This window comes from Kitasatospora phosalacinea, from assembly GCF_030268885.1.
GTDB lineage: Bacteria > Actinomycetota > Actinomycetes > Streptomycetales > Streptomycetaceae > Kitasatospora > Kitasatospora phosalacinea_C.
The window spans coordinates 91,347-111,402 of sequence record NZ_BSSA01000005.1 but is presented as its reverse complement, the minus strand read 5'-3'; the positions used below and the strand labels follow the sequence as shown (position 1 = coordinate 111,402).

The window sequence follows — 20,056 nt, the reverse complement described above, 5'->3', positions numbered from 1 at the left end:
CCCGCTGGCCCCCGCGGACGGCTGCCCCGAGGCCGAACTCGCCACCGCCGAAGCCCGGTTGGGCTTCCCGCTACCTGCCGCCCTGCGCTCCGGCTACGCCCTGTTCGGCCGCCGGGACGACCTGACCCGCACCCAGGACGCGCTGCTCCCGCCGTCCGGGCTGTACGTCGAGCGCGTCGACGAGACGGCGGACGACGGGATGCTCGTCTTCCGCGAGGAGAACCAGGGCTGCGCGTTCTGGGGCCTCCCGCTCTCCGCCCCCGACCGGGACGACCCGCCGGTGCTGGTGGACGCGGGCGACGGCTGGTCCCCCTTCCTGCCGCGGATGTCACTGGCCTGGGTCGAACTCGTCCTCACCGAGTTCCTGCTCGGCTCCCCGCACTACGACGCCTGCGAACTCCCGCCCGCCCTGCTGCCCGTCCTGCACGCCCGGCACACCCGTCTCCCCCTCCCCGACCACCCGATGTGGGCCAGCTGGGCCGACTCCCCGATCCGCTGGTACGCCGCACCCGGCCGCCTGCTCCGCCACGACGGCCCCGGCCCGCACTCCTGGCTGCACGCCACCGCCCGCACCCCCGCCGACCTCGCCGCCCTGCACGCCGACCTCCCCACCCGCTGGGTCGGCTGACGGGCGCCGCCCCCGGCCCGTTCGCGCGCCCGCTCCGGTGACCTCTCCGCGTGGCGTCCGGGGCGTGCGGGCGGGGGCGACGTAGCGTCCGGGTGACCCCTGCGGTGCGACGAGAGGACCGACCATGCCACGGGCCACCACGACGGCTTCCGCCCTGGCCGCACTGGCCGTGCTGGGCGCTGTGGGCGCGGCCCCGGCGGCCGTGCCCGCGCCCGGGGCGGGCGAGGCGGTGGTGACGGTGCGCACCGGCGGGGACCGGACGGGTGCGCAGTCCGTCGGCCCGCTGGCGGGCGTCCGGCTGGGGCTGTTCGCGGCGGCGGGGGACGCGGTGCCGGTCGACCCGGGATGGGGCGTGTGCGTCTCGGACTCCGCCGGGGACTGCTCCTTCACGGTGCCGGACACCGGCCCGGGCGGGGCGAACGCGGGCCGCGAGCTGACGGTCCGGCAGCTGGACGGCGGGGCCCCGGCGGGCTGGTTCGCCAACCCGGTGCTGCGGACGGGGCCGGGCAGCGGCTCGGGCTCGGTCCGCTCGCCGTACGCGTTCCGCACCCCGGCGCTCGCCGCCGGGAACACGTACCGGTCGACCGCCGACTTCATGGTCAGCGACGACTACAAGAACCTGCCGACCGCCTCCGGCGGGGTGTGGCAGGACTCGCGGAACAACCCGCCGCTGCCCGCCCGGTGCGGGCTGGACGTGGCCCTGGTGCTGGACCTGTCGGCCTCGGTCGGCGGCGAGCTGCCGTTCCTGAAGGCGGCCGCGGACCGCTTCACGGACGCGCTGACGGGCACGCCCTCCCGGCTGGCGGTGTTCTCCTTCGACCAGGCGTCCCCGGCAACCAGTGGGGCGGCGAACCATCCCGAGCTGCACCCGGTGTCGACCCCCGCGGGCGCGGCGGAGTTCAAGTCGCTGTACGCGGACTGGACGCTGGGCAAGGGCACCAACTGGGACACCGCGCTGTGGTCGGTGGCGCGGGCCGCGCCGGCGTACGACGCGGTGGTGGTGCTGACCGACGGCAATCCGACCCGGTTCGCCGACGACGGGCAGGGCGACGGCTCGAACACCCACTTCCGGGACGTCGAGAACGGCATCTTCTCCGCCAACTCGGTGAAGGCGAAGGGCAGTCGGCTGATCGCGCTGGGCGTCGGCAAGGGCGTCGAGGGCGACTCCGGGCTGAACCTGCGGGCGCTCTCGGGGCCGACCGCGTACACCGAGGGCGGCGACCTGACGGCCGCCGACTACTTCCAGACCAAGGACTTCGCCACCGCCGGGCAGCAGTTGCACGACCTGGCGCTGACGCACTGCGACAACAGCGTGACGGTGGTCAAGCAGCTCGTCCCGGCCGGGACGACGGGCGAGGACACCACGGGTGCGGTGAACGCCCCGGCGGGCTGGACGTTCACCGCGACCGGCCGGACGCCGGGGGTCGGCGGGCTGCCGGAGGAGCGCACCACGACGGACGACGGGACGGGGTCGGTGGTCTTCCAGCCGGAGCTGGGCGAGCTGCCGTCCGCGGCCCTGGACATCAGTGAACTCCAGCACGAGGGCTACGAGTTGGTCACCCAGGGCGGCAGGAACGCGGTCTGCGTCAACCTCGACACCGGGCAGCCGGTGGAGGTCGCGGACACCGGGTCGGCCGACCGCCCCGGCTTCGCCCTGGACCTGCCCCGGCTGGCCGCGGTCAGCTGCACGGTCTACAACCGCCCGGTCGCCGCGGCCGACCTGACGGTGGACAAGACCTGGCGGATCGACGGCACCACCCACCCGGAGGGCACCCAGCCCGCCGGGTTCACCGCCACCGCCTCGCTGACCGGCCCGTCCGGCGCCGCCGCCTCGCCGCAGCCGTGGGGCGCGGCGCGCACCGGCTACCGGGTCGGCGACCGGGCCACCGTCGACGAGCAGGTCCAACTGGCCGATCCCGCCTGCCGGTTGACCGACCGGCGGATCACCGCGCTGAACGGCGCCCCCGTCGACCTGCCGCTGGGCAGCGCGCTCGCGCTCGACTCCGCGCACACCCGGGCCGAGGTCACCAACACCGTCGAGTGCGACCACCGCACCCCGTCGCCGTCCCCCTCGCCGTCCCCCGCCGCGCCGACTCCCCCGGGCGGCGGACACCTCGCGGCCACCGGCGGCGGGGGCGCCGCGGCGCTGCTCCCGGCCGCCGGGGCGGCCGTCCTCGCGGGCCTGGCCCTGCTGGCGGTCCGCGCCCGGCTGGTCCGGCGGCGCCGGGACGGCGACTGATCCGGGGGGGCGGCAACCGCCCCGCGGGAAACGGTCGGTTGTCAGTACCGGGCGGAAGAATAACGGTCATGAACAACGCCGCCCTGCTCACTTCCGGCGACTACGCCGACGCCGTTGCCACTGCCACCCGGGCCGCCGCCGCCTACTACGCGGACGGGACGACGACGCTCGGGGACGACGAGTACGACGCGCTGGTGCGGGCGATCGCCGCGTACGAGCAGGAGCACCCGGAGGAGCTGTCGGAGCAGTCGCCGACCGGCAAGGTCGCGGGCGGCGCCGCGGAGGGGGACGTCCCGCACTCGGTGCCGATGCTCTCGCTCGACAACGTGTTCTCGGGGGAGGAACTCGCGGACTGGGCGGCCTCGTTGGAGCGGCGACTGGGCCGGGCCCCGGCCGGGTGGTGCGTGGAGCCGAAGCTGGACGGGCTGGCGATCGCGGCCCGGTACGAGGCGGGTGCGCTGCGGCAGGTGCTGACGCGCGGCAACGGCCTCGCGGGCGAGGACATCACGCACACCGCGGGCGACGTGCTGGGCCTGCCGGCCGTCCTGGCCGAGCCGGTCGACGTCGAGCTGCGCGGTGAAGTCCTGCTGACGCACGCCCAGTTCGAGCTGGCGAACGAGATCCGCACGGCGCACGGCGCGGTGCCGTTCGCCAACCCGCGCAACGGCGCGGCGGGCACCCTGCGGGCCAAGGACCGGCCGTACCGGATCGAGTTGACGTTCTTCGCCTACGACGCGGTCGGCCTGGACGGGGCGGACGGGGCGCTGGCGCACAGCGCGCTGCTGGAGCGGCTCGCGGCGCTCGGGGCGAACACCGCGGCGTCGACGGCGGCCGCGCCGCAGCGCTGCGAGAGCGTCGAGGAGGTGCAGCGGCGGGTCGAGGAGATCGCGGGGATGCGGGCCGCGCTGCCGTTCGGCATCGACGGCGTGGTGGTGAAGGCGGACGACGCGGCCGACCAGGCGCAGGCCGGTTCCGGTTCGCGGGCGCCGCGCTGGGCGGTGGCCCGCAAGCTCGCCGCCGAGCACAAGGTGACCAGGCTGCTGGCGGTGGAGTGGGCGGTCGGCCGGACGGGCATCATCGCGCCGCGCGCCGTGCTGGAGCCGGTGGTGATCGACGGCGTGACGGTGTCCTTCGCGACGCTGCACAACCCGGCCGACATCGAGCGCCGCGGCCTGATGCTGGGCGACCGGGTGTTCGTCTACCGCGCGGGCGACGTGATCCCGCGGGTGGAGGCGCCGCTGGTGGAGGAGCGTACCGGCGCGGAGCAGCCGATCGTCTTCCCCTCGGCCTGCCCGCGCTGCGGGGAGGCGATCGACACCGGCGAGCAGCGCTGGCGCTGCGTGCGGGGCCGCAACTGCCAGGCGGTGGCGTCGATCATCTACGCGGCGGGCCGCGACCAGCTGGACATCGAGGGCCTGGGCTCGACCCGGGCGGTGCAGCTGGTGGAGGCCGGGCTGGTCCGCGACCTGGCGGACGTGTTCACCCTGACCCGCGAGCAACTGCTCTCCCTGGAGCGGATGGGCAGCACCAGCACCGACAACCTGCTCGCCGCCATCGAGACCGCCCGCACCCGCCCGCTCAACCGGGTCCTGTGCGCGCTGGGCGTGCGCGGCACCGGCCGCAGCATGTCGCGCCGGATCGCCGCGCACTTCGGCTCGATGGCCGCGATCCGCGCCGCGGACGCCGAGACGCTGGCCGCCGTCGAGGGCATCGGCCCGGAGAAGGCCCGTCTGGTCGTCTCCGAACTCGCCGAACTCTCCGCCCTGTTGGACCGCCTGGCCGCCCTCGGTGTCGGCACCCAGGTCACCGAACCCACCGCCCCCGCTCCCGCCGCCGCGGAGACCGCCGAGGGCGCCGGGGCCGCCGGAGGCACCGGGACCGCCGAGGGCGCGCAGGCCGCCCCCGCGGGCCCGCTGGCCGGCGAGGCCGTGGTCGTCACCGGCTCCATGACCGGCCCGCTGGCCGCCCTCTCCCGCAACGAGATGAACGAACTGATCGAGCGCGCCGGCGGCAGGGCCTCCTCCTCCGTCTCCAAGCGCACCACCCTGCTGGTCGCGGGCGAGAAGGCCGGCTCCAAGCGCGCCAAGGCCGAGGAGCTGGGCATCCGCGTCCTCGACCCCGAGCAGTTCGCCACCCTGCTCGCCGACCACCTGCCCGTGGCGGCCTGAGCCGGGGCTGCTGACGGCGCGTCGACGCCCGGACCTAGACTCGGGGACGGGGGACGGCGTCGGCGCGTGCGCGGGTGCGCGAACGGAGGAGCGGGAGCTGCACCTGGTCGGCTGCGGCCGCGTCCGACCCCCGGGGGTCACGGCCTCGCACCCGGCACCTGACGCCTCCGGGCCGAGGACGGAACGCCCCGCTTCCCCGACCGTTCCTCGTCCCGGAGAGCCCTCGACGTGACCGACTCCACGACCACCGTCCGCCCGCCCTACCAGCCCCATCCGTACGTGGGCGGGCGGGCGGTGGCGTTGCGCGACCTGGCGGCCTGGCGCTCCGGCGGGGCCGACGCGCCCCGCACGGTGCTGATCACGGGCGGCTCCGGCAGCGGCCGCTCCCGGTTGCTGACCGGGTTCCTGCTGCTGTGCGAGCCGTCCGAGCGGGAGCGGTTCGACCTGGCCGCGCTGGATCCGGCCACCGTGCCGCCGGGCGGGCTGCCCGCGCCGCCGGTGTTCGCCGCCGCGGGGCGGACGTCGCTCCAGTTGCGCTGGCTGGTGGCGGACCACTTCGCGCCCGGTGCGGTGCGGGCCGACGAGCTGGCCGGGCGGCTGGCCGGGATCGGGTCGCCCGAGCAGCCGGTGGCGGTCGTGGTCGCGGACGTCGACCGGGCGGGGGTGCTGGCCGGGCCGGGCGAGCCCGCGCTGGTCGCCGAGCAGGTGCTGCGGCCGCTGGCGCTCGCCCCCGGGGTCCGGCTGCTGGCGGACGTGGACCGGGCCGAGGCGCGGTGGCTGGCCGGGGAGCTGCCCGGTGACCAGCTGCTGGTGATCGACCTGGACCGGGAGCCGTGGCGGGACGAGGAGGGGCTGCGGCTGCAGGCCGAGTACTCCCTGCGGGACCCGGCCGGTGCGGCCGAGCTGGCCCGGACGGCGGACGGTCCGCTGGTGGTCCGGCTGGCCGCCTGGTCCTCGCGCAGCGCGCCGGACGGGCCGGACACGGCGGGCGGGCCGGTGCCGGTGCCGCGCACCGTCGGTGACGTGCTCGACCTGCAGGCCGAGCTGCACGGCACGGACGAGCTGACGCTGCGCCGCCTGCTGGCCCCGCTGGCCCTGTCCGGGCCCGGCGAGCCGCTGCCGCTGGAGTTCTGGGCGCCGCTGGCCTCGGCGGTCGCGGGCAAGGACCTCGGCCCGGCGCTGGCCGGCGGGCAGCACCTGCTGCTGCCGTTCTTCGACCTGGCCTCGGCGGAGGGGGAGCCCCCGGCCGTCCGGATCGTGCACCCGGCGCTGGCCGCCGAGCTGCGCGAGCGCTTCAGCGGCACCGTCCACGAGGTGCAGCGCCGGTTGACCCGCGCCCTGCTGGCCACCCTCGACGGGGACGGCCCCGGGCGGTGGGCGCGGGCCGCGCCGTACGTCCGGGAGCAGCTGGCCGGGCACGCGCTGGAGGGCGGCGTGCTGCCGGAGCTGATGGCGGACCCGGGGTTCCTGGTGCACGCCGAGCAGGTCCGGCTGCGGGCCGCCGTCGAGCGCCTGGTCGCCGCCGGTACGGAGCTGCCGCCGCTGGGCCGGACGTGGCTGCGGCTGGCGACGCTGTTCGTCCGCCAGCAGTTGGGGCCCCGGCTGCGGGCCGCCCTGTTGGAGCACGGCGCCCGCCAGGACGGCCTGCCCGCGCCGGAGTTCGGCCTGGAGCTGCCGTGGCGCACGCTCTGGGCCCGGCCGTTGGCGGGGGTGCGCGGGGTCACGGCAGCGGTCGGACCGGCGGGCGAGAGCCTGCTGGTGGCCTACCGTCCGGGCCAGGAGCCGGAGTTGGCGGCCTACGACGTGCTGACGGGTGAACCGGCGGAGTGCGACCCCGAGCGGGTGGCACGCCCCGGTGAGGAGCAGCGCGCCGCCACCCCGCTGGGGATCAGCACCGGCGCCGACTACCTGCGGCTGTGGACCCGGGGAGCGGACGGACGGACGGGCGAGCAGGTCGCGGCGTTCGTCTCCGGTGCGCCGCTGGGCGGCGCCGACCTGACCCCGGAGGGCCTGCTGCTGCTCGCCGACGTGCGGGGCGTCGCGGTGCTGCGGCCGTCCGCGCTGCCCGTCCGGCCGTAGCGGGCGACTCGCCCCGGTGGCCCGTCAGTTCGCGGCGGCGGCGGTCTCGCCCGCGAGCAGGCGGACCACCAGGGTGTCGACGAGGCGGGTGCGCTGTTCGGGGGTGTGCAGGTCGGGGAGGGTGAGCCGTTCGAGGGTCAGCCAGTTGAGGGCGAGGACCAGCAGGTGGACGGTGGTGGCGTCGCCGGGCAGACCGGAGGCGAGGTGGTAGTCGGTGTTGAAGCGGAGGTCGGCGGCGACCCGGCGGGTGAGGACGGCGCGGAGTTCGGGGCGGCGCAGGGCGGCGAGGCGCAGTTCGAGCAGGGCGAGGAAGCCGGTGGGGTAGGCGGCGACCCGGTCGAGGACCTGGTGCATGAGGGCGGTGAGCCGGGCGGCGTCGCGGGGGCCCTCGAAGCCCCGGGCGAGGGTGTCGGTGCCTGGGTCGAGCCGTTCGTAGACGCGGTCGGCGCACTGGGCGAGCAGGGCGTCCCGGTTGGCGAAGTAGTTGGAGACGGTGCCGGCGGGGACGGCGGCGCGCTGGTCGACGGCGCGGAAGGTGAGGCCGCGGGCGCCCTCCTCGGCCAGGACTTCCAGGGCGGCGTCGAGCAGGGCCGTCCGGCGTTCGGGATTGCTGCGTGCCATCGCTTGTGACCACTCCAGTCGTAGTGCTACGGTCTTACCACTCCAGCCAGAGTACTACGGCTGGAGTCCTGTTCCCTGCCGAGAGGTTCCTGGATGCGAAAGCTCGTGTACTACGTCGCCGTCTCCGTGGACGGCTTCATCGCCGGCCCGTCCGGCGAGTTCGACTTCTACCCCGCCGCCCCCGACATGGCGGAGCACCAGCTGACCGAGTTCCCCGAGACGATCCCGGTGCAGGCCCGCCCGCACCTGGGCCTGACCGACACCCCCAACCGGCGCTTCGACACCGTGCTGATGGGCCTGGGCGCCTACCGCCCGGGGCTGGACGCGGGCATCCCCAGCCCCTACCCGCACCTGGAGCAGTACGTGGTCTCCAGCTCGCTGCCCGCCGTGGACGACCCGGCGGTGCACCTGGTGCGCGCCGATCCGCTGGGCCTGGTGCGGGAGTTGAAGCAGCAGCCGGGCAGCGGCGACCTCTGGCTGTGCGGCGGTGGCCGACTGGCCGCCGAACTGCTACCGGAGATCGACGAGTTGGTGCTCAAGCGGTACCCGGTGGTGGCGGGCGGCGGCATCCCCGCGTTCGCCGGGCCGCTGCGTCCGCGCCCGTTCGCCCCGGTGGAGACCCTGACCTTCAGCCACGGCGGCACCGTCACCACCTACCGCCCCGCCGGGTAGCGTGGGCCCCAGGAGGCCCGGCCCCGCGCCGGGCCGTACGAGGGGGATCGACGGAGCATGAACGCAACAGAACTGACGACCCGTTGGGTGCGCCCGGAGGACGGCGGCCCGGAGGTGTTCCTGGCCGCACCCGCGGGCGCCGCACCGGCGGCCACCGTGGTGGTCGGCCAGGAGCTGTTCGGGGTGACGGCCTGGGTGCGCGGGGTGTGCGAGCGGCTGGCCGCCGCCGGGTACGCCGCCGTCGCACCGGACTTCTACGGGCGCGAGACGCAGCGCGCCGACCTGCCGTACGACGACGCGGGGCGGGTCGAGGGCTTCGCCCTGCTGGGCACCCTGACCACCGAACGGGTCGTCGCCGACACCGCCGCCGCGCTGGCCGTCGGCGCGTCCCTGGGCGGGGGCCCGGGCCGGGCGTTCGTCGGCTTCTCGGTCGGCGGCCACCTCGGCCTGCTGGCCGGGGCCCACCTGCCGCTGGACGTGGTCGCCGCCTGCTACCCCACCTGGACGCTGGAGGGCGGCACCCCGCTGGCCGACGACCACCCGCCGCTCGCCGAACCGGGCGCGGCCGCGCTCGCCGCCCGCGGCACGACCGTCCTCGGCCTGGTCGGCGCCGAGGACCACATCGTCCCGCCCGAGCAGTGGGCCCGCATCGGCGAGCGCCTCACCGCCGCGGGCGTCCCGCACGAGCTGGTCGCCTACCCGGGCGTCCCGCACGGCTTCCTGTGCGACCACCGCCCGGCCACCCACCGCCCCGAGGAGACCGCGGACGCCTTCGCCCGCATCCTCGCCGCCCTGTCCGCCCTGGGGGCCTGACCCCCGGCCGCCCCGGCCCCGCCCGGCCCACCCGCCGGACGGGGCCTCACCCGTCCCCGTCGTCCTCGGCGGCCGTCACCGCAGCGCCCCGAACCGGCCGGCCCGTTCAACGGCTCTCGCCCGTACGCCGAACGGGCGCCACCGCGTCACCCGCCCGCTCCGCGGCGCGTTGGACCACCGTCAGCCAGCCGTCCCACCACTCGAGGACCCCGCCCCATGCGCACCGCACTCGCCACCCTGGCCCTCGCCGCCGCCCTGCTCTCCCCCGTCGCCGCGGCCACCACCGCCTTCGCCGACGACTCCGCCGCTCCGGTCCCGAACCAGGGCTACAGCATCCCGGTCGGCGCCGTCACCGACCTGGGCGCCCTCCCGATGCTGGGCGGCCTGGGCAACGACTTCGCCCACCTGCTGGGTCAGTGACCCACCTGTTGGGCCGGTAGCGCTCCGCACCGGATCGGCCCGCCCCTTCTGGCCGCAACGGCGAGGGGGCGGGCCCGGTTGTTTCCGCTCCGAAAGTTTTGCCCGGCCGGGGCCCGGCGACAAGGGGCGACGGGGGTTCGTCGCGGGGCCGTCACCGGCCCGCAACATGTCGCAATACTCCGCAACACCCGCTCCCAGCTGGGCAGATGGCGATTGACAGCGGGCGTTCGGGCCGAGCACGATGAGCGCCGAGCCCAGTCGCAGCGAACCGGAAGGAGGGCCGATGCGTACCGTCGTCGTCTGTCGTCCGTCGTGCCCGGCCCCGGTGTGCGTGCGTCGTGGTGGCTGCTGTCGGCGCTGCGCGTAGGTCGCGGCGCTCTTCCCCTCCCCTCTCCCCGTCACGGCGGTGCGCCCTCCGGGCTGCCCGACCGCCGTGCCGCGTCCGGCTGTTGTGGCGGCACCCGTGCTGCTGTCGCCGTTCCCGTCTCCCCGAAGGAGTTCCACCATGTCCGTTTCCACGTCCACCCCCGCTCCCGCTCCCACTCCCACCGAGCTGCGGCTGACCCCGGCGGCGGGCCGGATCGGCGCGGTCGTCCACGACGTCAAGCTGGGCGGCGACCTGCCCGCGGAGACGGTGGCGGCGCTGGAGGCCGCGCTGTACGAGCACAAGGTGCTGTTCTTCCGCGGCCAGGGCCACCTGGACGACGCCGAACACGAGGCGTTCGCACGGCTGTTGGGGCAGCCGGTGTTCCACCCGACGGTGCCGAGCGCGGACGGCCGGTACATCTTCGAGCTGGACGCCACCAAGGGCGTGCGGGCGAACAACTGGCACACCGACGTGACCTTCGTGCCCTCGTACCCGAAGGCGTCGATCCTGCGGGCGCTGGAGCTGCCGCCGGCGGGCGGCAGCACGGTGTGGGCGAACACCGCGGCCGCGTACCAGGACCTGCCGGCGCCGCTGAAGGCGCTCGCGGAGAGCCTGCGGGCGGTGCACACCAACGACTACGACTACGCGGCGAACCTGGCGCTGGCACCGGAGCTGGCGGACAACGCCGAGGTGGCGAGGCTGTTCCGGCAGGTGTTCGTGTCGACCGCGTTCAAGACCGAGCACCCGCTGGTGCGGGTGCACCCGGTGACGGGCGAGAAGCACCTGCTGCTGGGGTCGTTCGCGCAGAAGATCGTGGGCGTGTCGGGCAAGGACAGCCGGGCGCTGATCGAGCTGTTCCAGCGGTACGTGGAGCGGCTGGAGAACAGCGTGCGCTGGGACTGGCAGGTCGGCGACGTGGCGATCTGGGACAACCGGGCCACCCAGCACTACGCGGTGAACGACTACGGCGACGAGCCGCGCCTGGTGCGCCGGATCACCCTGGACGGCGACCTGCCGGTGGGCGTGGACGGGCAGCCGAGCCGTCTGCTGGAGCCGGCCGACCCGCCGCGGGTGGCCGGTCTGGTTCCGGCCGCGGAGCTGGAGGCCGAGTCGCTGGCCGGTGCGGTCTCCTGACGGCCCCCACCGAGAATCAGGCCAACCGCCTTACACCACACAGGAGTTGAATCCGTGACCAGCACCGCCCGCAGCCACCCGGGCCCCTCCGCCCCGCGCCCGGCCTCCCGGGCCGGGGATGACCGGCGGGAGGCGAACGCGGCCACCGTGCTGCGGGCGGTGCTGGACCACGGGCCGGTGGCGCGCAGTGCGGTGGCCCGGTTGACGGGACTGAGCGCGGCGGCGGTCTCCCGGCAGGTGGTGGATCTGCTGCGGCTCGAACTGCTGGCGGAGCGGCCGGAGTTGGCGGTCGCCGTGCCGGGGGTGCGGGGCCGCCCGCAGCTGCCGCTGGAGGTGGACGGGCAGCGGCTGGCGGTGGCCGGGCTGCACGTGGGCCTGCCGTACAGCACCTTCGCGCTGCTGGACCTGCGCGGCCGGGTGCTGTTCCGGCAGGAGCTGCCGCACGGCGGGCGGCGCGGGTCTGCGGTGCTGAAGGCGCTGCTGGCCCGGGTGCCGCGGCTGCTGGCGGCGGCCGCGGCCGATCCGGCCACGGCCGGGCGGCGGGTGCTGGGGCTGGGTGCGGTGACCGGTGGCGCGGTGGACGCCGAGCGCGGGGTGACCGTCCGGCACGAGCCGCTGGGCTGGCACGAGGTGCCGCTGCGGGAGCTGCTGGAGCGGGCGACCGGGCTGCCGGTGCGGGTGGACAACCACGCGCGGGCGCTGGCCGCGGCGGAGGTGCTGTTCGGCGATCCGGCGGCCCGGCGGTCGATGGTGCAGCTGTTCGTGGGCCACGTGGTGGACGCGTCCATCTCGGTGGCCGGGACGATACACCAGGGGCCGCCGTCGGTGACCGGTGACGGCGGGCACCTGCCGGTGCCGGGCAGCACCGCGCGATGTCACTGCGGCCGCCACGGCTGCCTTTCGGTGGCCGCGTCGGACGACACGCTGTTCGACGCGGCCGTCGCGCAGGGCGTGATCGCCCGGCCGGACCGGGGGCTGCTGCTGGCGGCCGTCCGGGCCGGGGACGGCCGGGCCGACGCGCTGGTGCGCGAGCGGGCCCGGGTGGTGGGCGGGGCGCTGGCCCTGCTCGCCGACGTGGTCAACCCGGACCTGCTGGTGCTGACCGAGACCTTCGCGCTGGCCGACCCGGTCTACCTGGACGTGGTGCGCGAGGAGTTCGCGCTCCGTTCGCACTTGCACCGGGACGCCGGGCTCCTGGTGGCGCAGCGCTTCGGCGCGGACGCGCTGGCGGTGGCGGCCTGCGCGCCGGTGCTGGGCGAGCTGTACGCCCGTCCGCTGGGCGAGCCGTACGCCCCTCCCCCGGGCGAGTGGTCCGCCCGCCCGCTCGTCGCCCGCTGATTCCCCCTCCCTCTCCCCCTATTCGAACTCGCTTCTCCCGAAGGACTGTTGACGATGACCGTGTTCTCCGCCGGTTCCGGTGGCCCGCTCCCCCTGCCCGCGATCTCGCGCCGTGCGCTGCTGCGCGGCTCCCTCGCGGGTGCCGGTCTGCTGGCGCTGTCGGCCTGCCGTTCGGCGGCGGACTCCTCGCCGGGGACGGACGCGGCGTCGGGCGGTGCGGCCTCGCCGCGCCGGGGCGGGGTGCTGACGGTGGGCGTCGGGGTCGACTTCACACCGGCCCTGCTGTTCGCGCAGAGCGCCAACTCGCTGCTGCAGCGGCTGGTGTTCAACACGCTGACCCGCTACGACGACCAGCTGCGCCCGCAGCCGGAGTTGGCGAAGAGCTGGGAGGTGGCGGCGGACGGCCTGAGCGTGACGCTGAAGCTGCGCGACGACGTGACGTTCCACAGCGGGCGGAAGTTCACCGCGGACGACGTGGTGTTCGCGGTCAAGAACCTGCAGAACCCGGTGCGTTCGGCGCAGTTGCGCTCGACGGCGCTGACCGTGTCGGACTTCCGCAAGAACGGCGACTTCGAGCTGACGCTGGTGCTGGCGCACCCGGTGTCCAACCTGTTCGACCTCTTCGAGTTCATGATCATCCCGGATTCGCAGTCCGTGGAGGACGCGGTCGCGGGCACCAGGCTGATCGGCACCGGTCCGTTCACCTTCACCGACCGCAAGCCGGGCTCCTCGCTGAGCTTCGCCCGCAACGAGAAGTACTGGAACCCGGGCCGCCCGTACCTGGACGGGGTGGAGATCAAGGTGATCCCGCAGGCGGAGACGCTGCTGTCCTCGGTGAAGACCGGCCAGACCCACCTGACGTACGCGGTGCGCGGCAAGGACGTGGCGACGCTGAAGGACGACAAGCGGTTCCGGATCACCCAGTACGACACCGGCGCGGGCGCGTTCTACATCGGCGCGAACCTGTCCTTCCCGGAGGTGCAGGACAAGCGGGTGCGGCAGGCGATCGCCTGGGCGATCGACCGGGACCGGCTGGTGCAGCAGGCGCTGGGCGGGTACGCGACGGTCTCCTCGGTGCCGTGGCCGAAGTCCTCCCCGGCGTACCGGGAGCAGGACGCCGGCCGCTACCACCACGACCCGGAGAAGGCGAAGGCGCTGCTGAAGGAGGCGGGGGTGACCTCGCTGTCGCTGCCGCTGGCGCACCAGTCGGACGCCGGGTCGACGGCGGTCGCGCAGATCCTGCAGTACGACCTGAAGCAGGTCGGGATCGAGGTGCAGCTGCAGCCGGTGGACTCGCCGACCATGCAGAAGCAGCTGATCTCGCAGTCCATGCCCGCGCTGTGGACGCTCAGCCACGGCTTCGCGCAGGCGCACCCGGCGACGCTGGCGGTCAGCGCGTACCCGTTCAACGAGGCGAAGAACACCTCGAAGTTCTCCTCCCCGGCGTACACCGAGGTGGTGCAGAAGGCCTGGAACCGCTCGGACGCGGACAGCCCGGAGGCGCGAGCGCTGTACCAGCAGGTCACGGACATCCTGCTGGACGAGCAGTTCATCATCGACCTGGCGATCGCCGGGCTGGTGGAGGTCGCGGGCGCGCAGGTGCACGGCGCGACGCTGAACAAGTACTCGTACCTGAACCTCGACGACGCGTACCTGGCGGGCTGAGCCGTGCGGACCTTCCTGTTCAAACGGCTGCCGAGCGCCCTGGCGGTGCTGGTCGCCGCCTCGTTCACGGTGTTCCTGATGCTGCGGCTGATCCCGGGCGACCCGGCGACCACGCTGGCGGGGCCGGACGCCTCGCCCGCCACGATCGCGGCGATCCGGGAGCGGCTGGGGCTGGACGCGCCGCTGCTCTCGCAGTACGTGCACTGGCTGGGGCAGGTGCTGGCGGGCGACCTCGGGCCCAGCTACGCGATCGGCGGGCAGGTGTCCGAGCTGATCGGGGACGGCCTGGCCGCGACCGTCCAGCTCACGGTCGCCTCCCTGCTGCTGGTGGTGGTGCTGGCCGTGCCGACGGCGCTGTACGCGGTGTCGGGGCGGCGGCGGGCGCTGGCGGGGGCGCTGCGGGCGCTGACCACGGGGGCGCTGGCGGTGCCGCCGTTCGTGACCGGCGTGGTGCTGGTGCTGGTGTTCGCGGTGGGCCTGGGCCTGCTGCCGGCCGGCGGGCACGCCTCGCTGTTCGACGCGCCGGACCTCGCGGTGCAGTACCTGGCGCTCCCGGCGCTGTGCCTGGCGCTGCCGAGCGCGGCGATCCTGGCCCGCTACCTGCAGGACGGGCTGGAGCGGGCGCTCGGCGAGGACTACGTGCGCACCGCGACGGCGCTGGGCGTCCCGCGCCGCCGGATCCTGTGGCGGCACGCGCTGCCGAACGCGCTGCCGTCCGCGGTGACGGTGCTGGGCCTGCAGATCGGGCAGCTGATCGCGGGCGCGGTGGTGGTGGAACGGATCTTCGCCTGGCCGGGTCTCGGCCAGCTGATCGAGCAGGGCGTGTCGCGCCGCGACTACCCGGTGGTGCAGGACCTGCTGCTGCTGGTGGTCGCCGGGTACGTGGCCGTGCAACTGCTCACCGACCTGCTGTACTCCTGGCTCGACCCGCGCGTGCGGTGGGAGTGACGACACGATGACCACGATCTCCTTTCCCCTGGCTGCCGGTTCGCGCAGCCGCAACCGCTACGTCGCCGGGCTGCGGACCTGGCGGGGCGTCACCGGGCTGGTGCTGGTCGGGACGGTGGCGCTGGCCGGGCTGCTGGCGCCCTGGCTGACCGACGCCGACCCGGACGCGCAGGGCCCGCAGGCGCTGGCCGCCCCGAGCGGGGACCATCCGCTGGGCACCGACGACATCGGGCGGGACCTGCTGAGCCGGGTCCTGCACGGCATCCTCACCGACCTGTCGATCATCCTGACGGCCGTCCCGGCGGGCGCGCTGATCGGTGCGGCGCTGGCGCTGCTGGCGGGCACCTCGCGGGCCGCGGACCTGGTGGTGCAGCGACTGTTCGACCTGGTGCTGTCCTTCCCCGGACTGATCCTCGGCCTGGCGGTGACGGCGATCCTCGGGCCGGGCCGCTGGCCGGTGGTGATCATCATCGCGCTGGCCGAAGTCCCGTACTTCGGGCGGCAGTTGCGGGCGGGCGTGCTGGTGCAGCGGGAGCGCGAGTACGCGCTGGCCGCCCGGGTGGGCGGCGCGGGCCGGGCCCGGGTGCTGCTGCGGCACGTGCTGCCGAACGCGGTCGACCCGCTGATCGTGCAGGGCGCGGTCGCCCTGTCGGTGGGCGTCTTCATCGAGGGCGCACTCAGCTTCCTCGGCCTGGGCGTCCGCCCGCCGGAGCCCACCCTGGGCAGCCTGATCAGCGGCTCGGTCGCCTACCTGGACACCGACCCCGTCCTGGCCGCCGCCCCGCTGGCCGTCACCACCGCCCTCGTCCTCGGCTTCACCCTGCTGGCCGAGGCGCTGAACCGCGGGGCGCGCTCATGAGCACGGGAGCCCACCCCGAGCAGACCCCCCAGCGACGTCCCGAACCGGAGGGCCGCACGATGACCGAACTGATCGACCGCCCGCCGCTGGCGGACCGACCCCCTTCCCCCACCGCCGAGTTGCTGCGGGTGCGGGAGCTGGGCGTGGCGTTCGGGGAGCGGACGGTGGTGCGCGGGGTGGACTTCGCGCTGGCGCCCGGGGAGAGCCTGGGGATCGTCGGCGAGTCCGGCTCGGGCAAGTCGACGACCGCGCTGGCGCTGCTGCGGATGCTGCCCGCCGGGGGCCGGATCACCGGCGGGGCGGTGGAGCTGGACGGGCAGGACCTGGCGGGACTGCCCGAGGAGGCGCTGCGGGCGGTGCGCGGCCGGCGGATCGCGATGATCTTCCAGGACCCGATGTCCTCGCTGAACCCGGTGCTCTCGGTGGGCCGCCAGCTGGACGAGGCGCTGCGGGCGCACGGCGGGCACCGCGCGAAGGCCGAACGGGCTTCCCGGGCGGTGGAGTTGCTGGAGCTGGTGGGCGTGCCCAAGGCGGCCTCCCGGCTGGGCGACTTCCCGCACCAGTTCTCCGGCGGCCAGCGCCAGCGCATCATGATCGCCCTGGCGCTGGCGCACGACGCCCAGGTGCTGGTCGCGGACGAGCCGACCACCGCGCTGGACCCGACCGTGCAGCGGCAGATCCTGCGGCTGCTGGCCCGGATCAACCGGGAGCGCGGCACCGCACTGGTGGTGATCAGCCACGACCTGGGCGTGATCGCCGAGACCTGCTCGCGGCTGCTGGTGATGCGCGACGGCGAGGTGGTCGAACAGGGGGCCACCGCACGCCTGTTGACCGTCCCGCAGCACGCGTACACCAGGTCGCTGCTGGCGGCGGTGCCGCGGCTGGACGCCCCGTCCCGGGCGGCCGGGAACAGCACCCCGGGGGCCGAACCGCTGCTGGTGGTGCGCGGGTTGGCGAAGGCGTACGGCCCGCGGCGGCGACGCAGCCCGGCGTTGGAGTCGGTCGACCTCGACCTGCACCCGGGCGAGACGCTGGGCCTGGTCGGCGAGTCCGGGTCGGGCAAGTCGACGCTGGCCCGGGCCCTGGTGGGCGCGCACGCGCCCGACGCGGGCAGCATCAGCTTCGCCGGACGGCCGCTGGACGGCCGCCGGGCCCGCCGGGAGATCCAGATGGTCTTCCAGGACCCGTACGCCTCGCTGAACCCGCGGCTGACGGTGGGCCGGATCATCGCCGAGCCGCTGATCGCGCACAAGGTCGGCGACCGGGCGCAGCGGCAGGCCCGGGTGGCCGAACTGCTGGAGCAGGTGGGCCTGGAGGCGTCGGCGGCGGCCCGTTCGCCGCGCGAGTTCTCCGGCGGCCAGCGGCAGCGGATCGGCATCGCCCGGGCGCTGGCACCCCGGCCGAGCGTGCTGGTGTGCGACGAGCCGGTGTCGGCGCTGGACGTGTCGATCCAGGCCCAGGTGATCGACCTGCTGGCGCGCCTGCAGCGGGAGTTGGGCCTGGCGGTGCTGTTCATCGCGCACGACCTGGCGGTGGTGCGGCAGGTCAGCCACCGGATCGCGGTGCTGCACCGGGGCCGGATCGTGGAGAGCGGCCCGGCCGACCGGGTGGTCACCGCCCCCGAACACCCATACACGGCCGAGCTGTTGGCGGCCGTCCCGTCCCTTCCCACCCCTACTTCCGGGAGCCTGACATGAGCAAGAGCGAGGAGGCCGGCCACCGCCGCGACCCGTACGAGGGCTTCCCCGGGCGGGTGGGGCGGACGTTCGGCGAGTCGGTGCCGTCCTGGCCGCGCCGGGTGCGCCCGCGCGAGGGGGCGCCGAACGTGGTGGTGGTGCTGGTCGACGACCTGGGCTACAGCGACATCGGGCCGTTCGGCTCGGAGGTGCCGACGCCGACCCTGGACGGTCTGGCCGAGCGGGGCGTGAAGCTCGCCAACTACCACACCATGCCGCTGTGTTCACCGGCCCGGGCGGCGCTGCTGACCGGCCTGAACCCGCACCGGGTGGGGTACTCCTTCGTGGCCAACGCCGACCCGGGCTTCCCCGGGTACGGGATGGAGATCGCCGGCGACGTCCCCACCCTGGCGCAGACCCTGCACGACGCCGGGTACGCGACGTACGCGGTCGGCAAGTGGCACCTGACCCGGGACTCCGCCTCCTCGGCGGCCGACGACCGGTCCAACTGGCCGCTGCAGAAGGGCTTCGACCAGTACTACGGGGTGCTGGAGGGCCTGACCAGCCTGTTCCACCCGCACCAACTGGTACGCGACAACTCGCCGTTGGACATCGACGAGTTCCCGGACGGCTACTACTACACCGACGACATCACCGACCAGGCGATCGGCATGGTGAAGTCGCTGCGGGCGCACGACGCCGACAAGCCGTTCTTCCTCTACCTGGCGCACAACGCGGTGCACGGCCCGCTGCAGGCCAAGCCGGAGGACCTGGAGCGGCACCGCGGCCGCTACGACGGCGGCTGGGACGAGCTGCGGGCGCAGCGCTTCGCCCGGCAGCTGGCGGCCGGGCACTTCCCGCCCGGCACCGAGCTGCCGGAACGCAACGGCGAGGCCGGGTACGAGGTCGGGGCGTGGGACGAACTCGACGAGGTGCAGCGGAAGTTGTACGCCCGCTACATGGAGGTGTACGCCGCGATGGTCGACAACGTCGACCGGAACCTGGGGCGGCTGACCGCCGTACTGGAGCAGCTCGGCGAACTCGACAACACCATCGTGGTGTTCACCTCCGACAACGGCGGCACCGGCGAGGGCGGCGCGGAGGGCACCCGCAGCTACTTCAGCCGCTTCGTCCACCACCCGAACCTGCCCGCGGACTGGAACCCGGACGTGCAGCGGGAGATCGACCTGATCGGCGGCCCGCAGTCGCTGGTGCACTACCCGCGCGGCTGGGGCATGGCCTCCAACACGCCGTTCCGGCTGTACAAGGGCCAGACCTACGCGGGCGGCGTGCGGGTGCCGTTCGTGCTGTCCTGGCCGGCCGGACTGCCGCGCGCGGCGGGCGACGGCGGGGTGCGCGACCAGTACCAGTACGTCACCGACCTGCTGCCCACGCTGCTCGAACTCACCGGTGTGCAGCGGCCGTCGGAGCGCGGCGGGGTGCCGGTGCAGGAGCTGGACGGGGTGTCCTTCGCGTCCGTGCTGCGGGAGGCCGGGGCGCCGTCCACCCACCCGGAGCAGTACTGCGAGATGACCGGCAACCGCTCGTACTACCGGGACGGCTGGAAGCTGGTGACCCTGCACCGACCGGGCGCGCCCTACGACGACGGCGAGTGGGCGCTGTACGACCTGCGCACCGACCCGACCGAGATCCACGACCTGTCCGCCGAACACCCGGAGCTGGTCAAGGAGTTGGCGCAGGCCTGGGAGGACGCGGCCTGGCGCAACGGGGTCTTCCCGCTCTCCGACGCCTCCGGGGCGTTCGTGCTGCGCAACCCGGAGGAGGAGGCGCTGCGCCGCCCGGTCACCCTGCTGGCCGGGACGCCGGAGCTGGAGCGCTACCGCTCCTCCCGGCTGGTGGCGTTCCGCTCGTTCACGGCCGAGGTGGCGCTCGACCACCACGGCGCCGACGACCATGGCGTGCTGCTCTCGCACGGCGACCAGGGCGGCGGCTACAGCCTGTACGTGGAGGACGGCCGGCTGCACCTGGCGTACAACCAGTACGGCGAGCTGTTCGAGGCCGACGCGGGCGAACTGCCGCCCGGGGCGCACCTGGTGGCGCTGGAGGCGACCGCGGTGGCCGACCTGAAGTGGACGTTCGAGGTGCGGGTGGACGGGGTGGTGACGGGCGCGCTCGGGCCGGTGCACCAGCTGATCGGGATGGCGCCGTTCCAGGGCATCAGCGTCGGCGTGGACCGCAAGTCGCCGGTGTCCTGGCCGCTGTGGGAGCGCCACCGCTCCTTCCGCTACACCGGGGCGCTGCGTTCGGTCACCTACCTGCCGGGCCCGGCCGCGCCGTACGACCCGGAGACGGTGGTGCGGGCGCTGCGGGAGGCGGCGGCCGCCTTCGAGTGAACCTTCGGGCAGGGGCCCGGGGGCGGCGACCGGAAGGTTGTTGACCCCCGGGTCAAATATGTCGTAGCGTCAGAC

15 protein-coding genes are annotated in these 20,056 nt (G+C 75.0%); 14 read left to right on the top strand and 1 reads right to left on the bottom strand.

Annotated elements, in window-relative coordinates:
- Positions 1–58: 58 nt before the first annotated feature.
- The 4 genes from QSK52_RS09780 to QSK52_RS09765 all read left to right on the top strand — a co-directional run bounded on the left by QSK52_RS09780 (position 59) and on the right by QSK52_RS09765 (position 7,114).
- A complete protein-coding gene (locus tag QSK52_RS09780) occupies positions 59–628 on the top strand; it encodes an SMI1/KNR4 family protein (RefSeq protein WP_285735548.1) in 570 nt (189 codons plus the stop codon).
- A 124-nt stretch (positions 629–752) separates the two neighbouring features.
- Positions 753–2,867, top strand: coding sequence for a vWA domain-containing protein (locus tag QSK52_RS09775; RefSeq protein ID WP_285735547.1), 2,115 nt, complete (start codon positions 753–755; stop codon positions 2,865–2,867).
- A 68-nt stretch (positions 2,868–2,935) separates the two neighbouring features.
- Positions 2,936–5,035 (top strand): NAD-dependent DNA ligase LigA, encoded by a 2,100-nt coding sequence (ligA, locus tag QSK52_RS09770; protein WP_285735546.1) that lies wholly within the window; start codon positions 2,936–2,938, stop codon positions 5,033–5,035.
- Positions 5,036–5,263: 228 nt separating this feature from the next.
- Positions 5,264–7,114, top strand: coding sequence for an ATP-binding protein (locus tag QSK52_RS09765; RefSeq protein WP_285735545.1), 1,851 nt, complete (start codon positions 5,264–5,266; stop codon positions 7,112–7,114).
- Between the two features lie 24 nt (positions 7,115–7,138).
- On the opposite strand, the gene QSK52_RS09760 is transcribed toward QSK52_RS09765, so the two are convergent.
- Positions 7,139–7,735, bottom strand: coding sequence for a TetR/AcrR family transcriptional regulator (locus QSK52_RS09760; RefSeq protein ID WP_285735544.1), 597 nt, complete (start codon positions 7,733–7,735; stop codon positions 7,139–7,141).
- A gap of 93 nt (positions 7,736–7,828) precedes the next feature.
- Here QSK52_RS09760 and QSK52_RS09755 point away from each other — a divergent pair, with 93 nt between their 5' ends.
- From QSK52_RS09755 to QSK52_RS09710, 10 genes are all read left to right on the top strand, one after another.
- Positions 7,829–8,407 (top strand): dihydrofolate reductase family protein, encoded by a 579-nt coding sequence (locus tag QSK52_RS09755; protein ID WP_285735543.1) that lies wholly within the window; start codon positions 7,829–7,831, stop codon positions 8,405–8,407.
- Positions 8,408–8,464: 57 nt separating this feature from the next.
- Positions 8,465–9,220 (top strand): dienelactone hydrolase family protein, encoded by a 756-nt coding sequence (locus tag QSK52_RS09750; RefSeq protein WP_285735542.1) that lies wholly within the window; start codon positions 8,465–8,467, stop codon positions 9,218–9,220.
- A 216-nt stretch (positions 9,221–9,436) separates the two neighbouring features.
- A complete protein-coding gene (locus tag QSK52_RS09745; protein ID WP_285735541.1) occupies positions 9,437–9,640 on the top strand; it encodes a hypothetical protein in 204 nt (67 codons plus the stop codon).
- 505 nt (positions 9,641–10,145) lie between these two features.
- Complete coding sequence (locus QSK52_RS09740) at positions 10,146–11,141, top strand: TauD/TfdA dioxygenase family protein (protein ID WP_285735540.1); 996 nt, start codon at positions 10,146–10,148, stop codon at positions 11,139–11,141.
- 54 nt (positions 11,142–11,195) lie between these two features.
- Positions 11,196–12,479 carry an ROK family protein gene (locus QSK52_RS09735; RefSeq protein ID WP_285735539.1) on the top strand — a complete coding sequence of 428 codons (1,284 nt, stop codon included), beginning with the start codon at positions 11,196–11,198 and terminating at the stop codon, positions 12,477–12,479.
- 54 nt (positions 12,480–12,533) lie between these two features.
- On the top strand, positions 12,534–14,144 hold the full coding sequence (locus tag QSK52_RS09730) for an ABC transporter substrate-binding protein (protein ID WP_285735538.1): 1,611 nt from the start codon (positions 12,534–12,536) through the stop codon (positions 14,142–14,144).
- Positions 14,145–14,147: 3 nt separating this feature from the next.
- Entirely contained in the window at positions 14,148–15,092 is a 945-nt protein-coding gene (locus tag QSK52_RS09725; RefSeq protein WP_285735537.1) for an ABC transporter permease, read from the top strand.
- A gap of 7 nt (positions 15,093–15,099) precedes the next feature.
- Positions 15,100–15,951, top strand: coding sequence for an ABC transporter permease (locus QSK52_RS09720; RefSeq protein ID WP_285735536.1), 852 nt, complete (start codon positions 15,100–15,102; stop codon positions 15,949–15,951).
- Positions 15,952–16,010: 59 nt separating this feature from the next.
- Complete coding sequence (locus tag QSK52_RS09715; protein WP_285735535.1) at positions 16,011–17,648, top strand: ABC transporter ATP-binding protein; 1,638 nt, start codon at positions 16,011–16,013, stop codon at positions 17,646–17,648.
- Positions 17,645–19,981: an arylsulfatase gene (locus QSK52_RS09710; protein ID WP_285735534.1), complete on the top strand. Its 2,337-nt coding sequence runs from the start codon at positions 17,645–17,647 to the stop codon at positions 19,979–19,981. The genes QSK52_RS09715 and QSK52_RS09710 overlap by 4 nt, the downstream gene beginning before the upstream one ends.
- Positions 19,982–20,056 lie beyond the last annotated feature (75 nt).

Bases quoted from the DNA above. Each gene is read 5' to 3' on its own strand.
- QSK52_RS09775 (WP_285735547.1), top strand. From the start codon at position 753: ATGCCACGGGCCACCACGACGGCTTCCGCCCTGGCCGCACTGGCCGTG.
- ligA (WP_285735546.1), top strand. From the start codon at position 2,936: ATGAACAACGCCGCCCTGCTCACTTCCGGCGACTACGCCGACGCCGTT.
- QSK52_RS09760 (WP_285735544.1), bottom strand. From the start codon at position 7,735: ATGGCACGCAGCAATCCCGAACGCCGGACGGCCCTGCTCGACGCCGCC.
- QSK52_RS09755 (WP_285735543.1), top strand. From the start codon at position 7,829: ATGCGAAAGCTCGTGTACTACGTCGCCGTCTCCGTGGACGGCTTCATC.
- QSK52_RS09750 (WP_285735542.1), top strand. From the start codon at position 8,465: ATGAACGCAACAGAACTGACGACCCGTTGGGTGCGCCCGGAGGACGGC.
- QSK52_RS09745 (WP_285735541.1), top strand. From the start codon at position 9,437: ATGCGCACCGCACTCGCCACCCTGGCCCTCGCCGCCGCCCTGCTCTCC.
- QSK52_RS09740 (WP_285735540.1), top strand. From the start codon at position 10,146: ATGTCCGTTTCCACGTCCACCCCCGCTCCCGCTCCCACTCCCACCGAG.
- QSK52_RS09730 (WP_285735538.1), top strand. From the start codon at position 12,534: ATGACCGTGTTCTCCGCCGGTTCCGGTGGCCCGCTCCCCCTGCCCGCG.
- QSK52_RS09720 (WP_285735536.1), top strand. From the start codon at position 15,100: ATGACCACGATCTCCTTTCCCCTGGCTGCCGGTTCGCGCAGCCGCAAC.
- QSK52_RS09715 (WP_285735535.1), top strand. From the start codon at position 16,011: ATGACCGAACTGATCGACCGCCCGCCGCTGGCGGACCGACCCCCTTCC.
- QSK52_RS09710 (WP_285735534.1), top strand. From the start codon at position 17,645: ATGAGCAAGAGCGAGGAGGCCGGCCACCGCCGCGACCCGTACGAGGGC.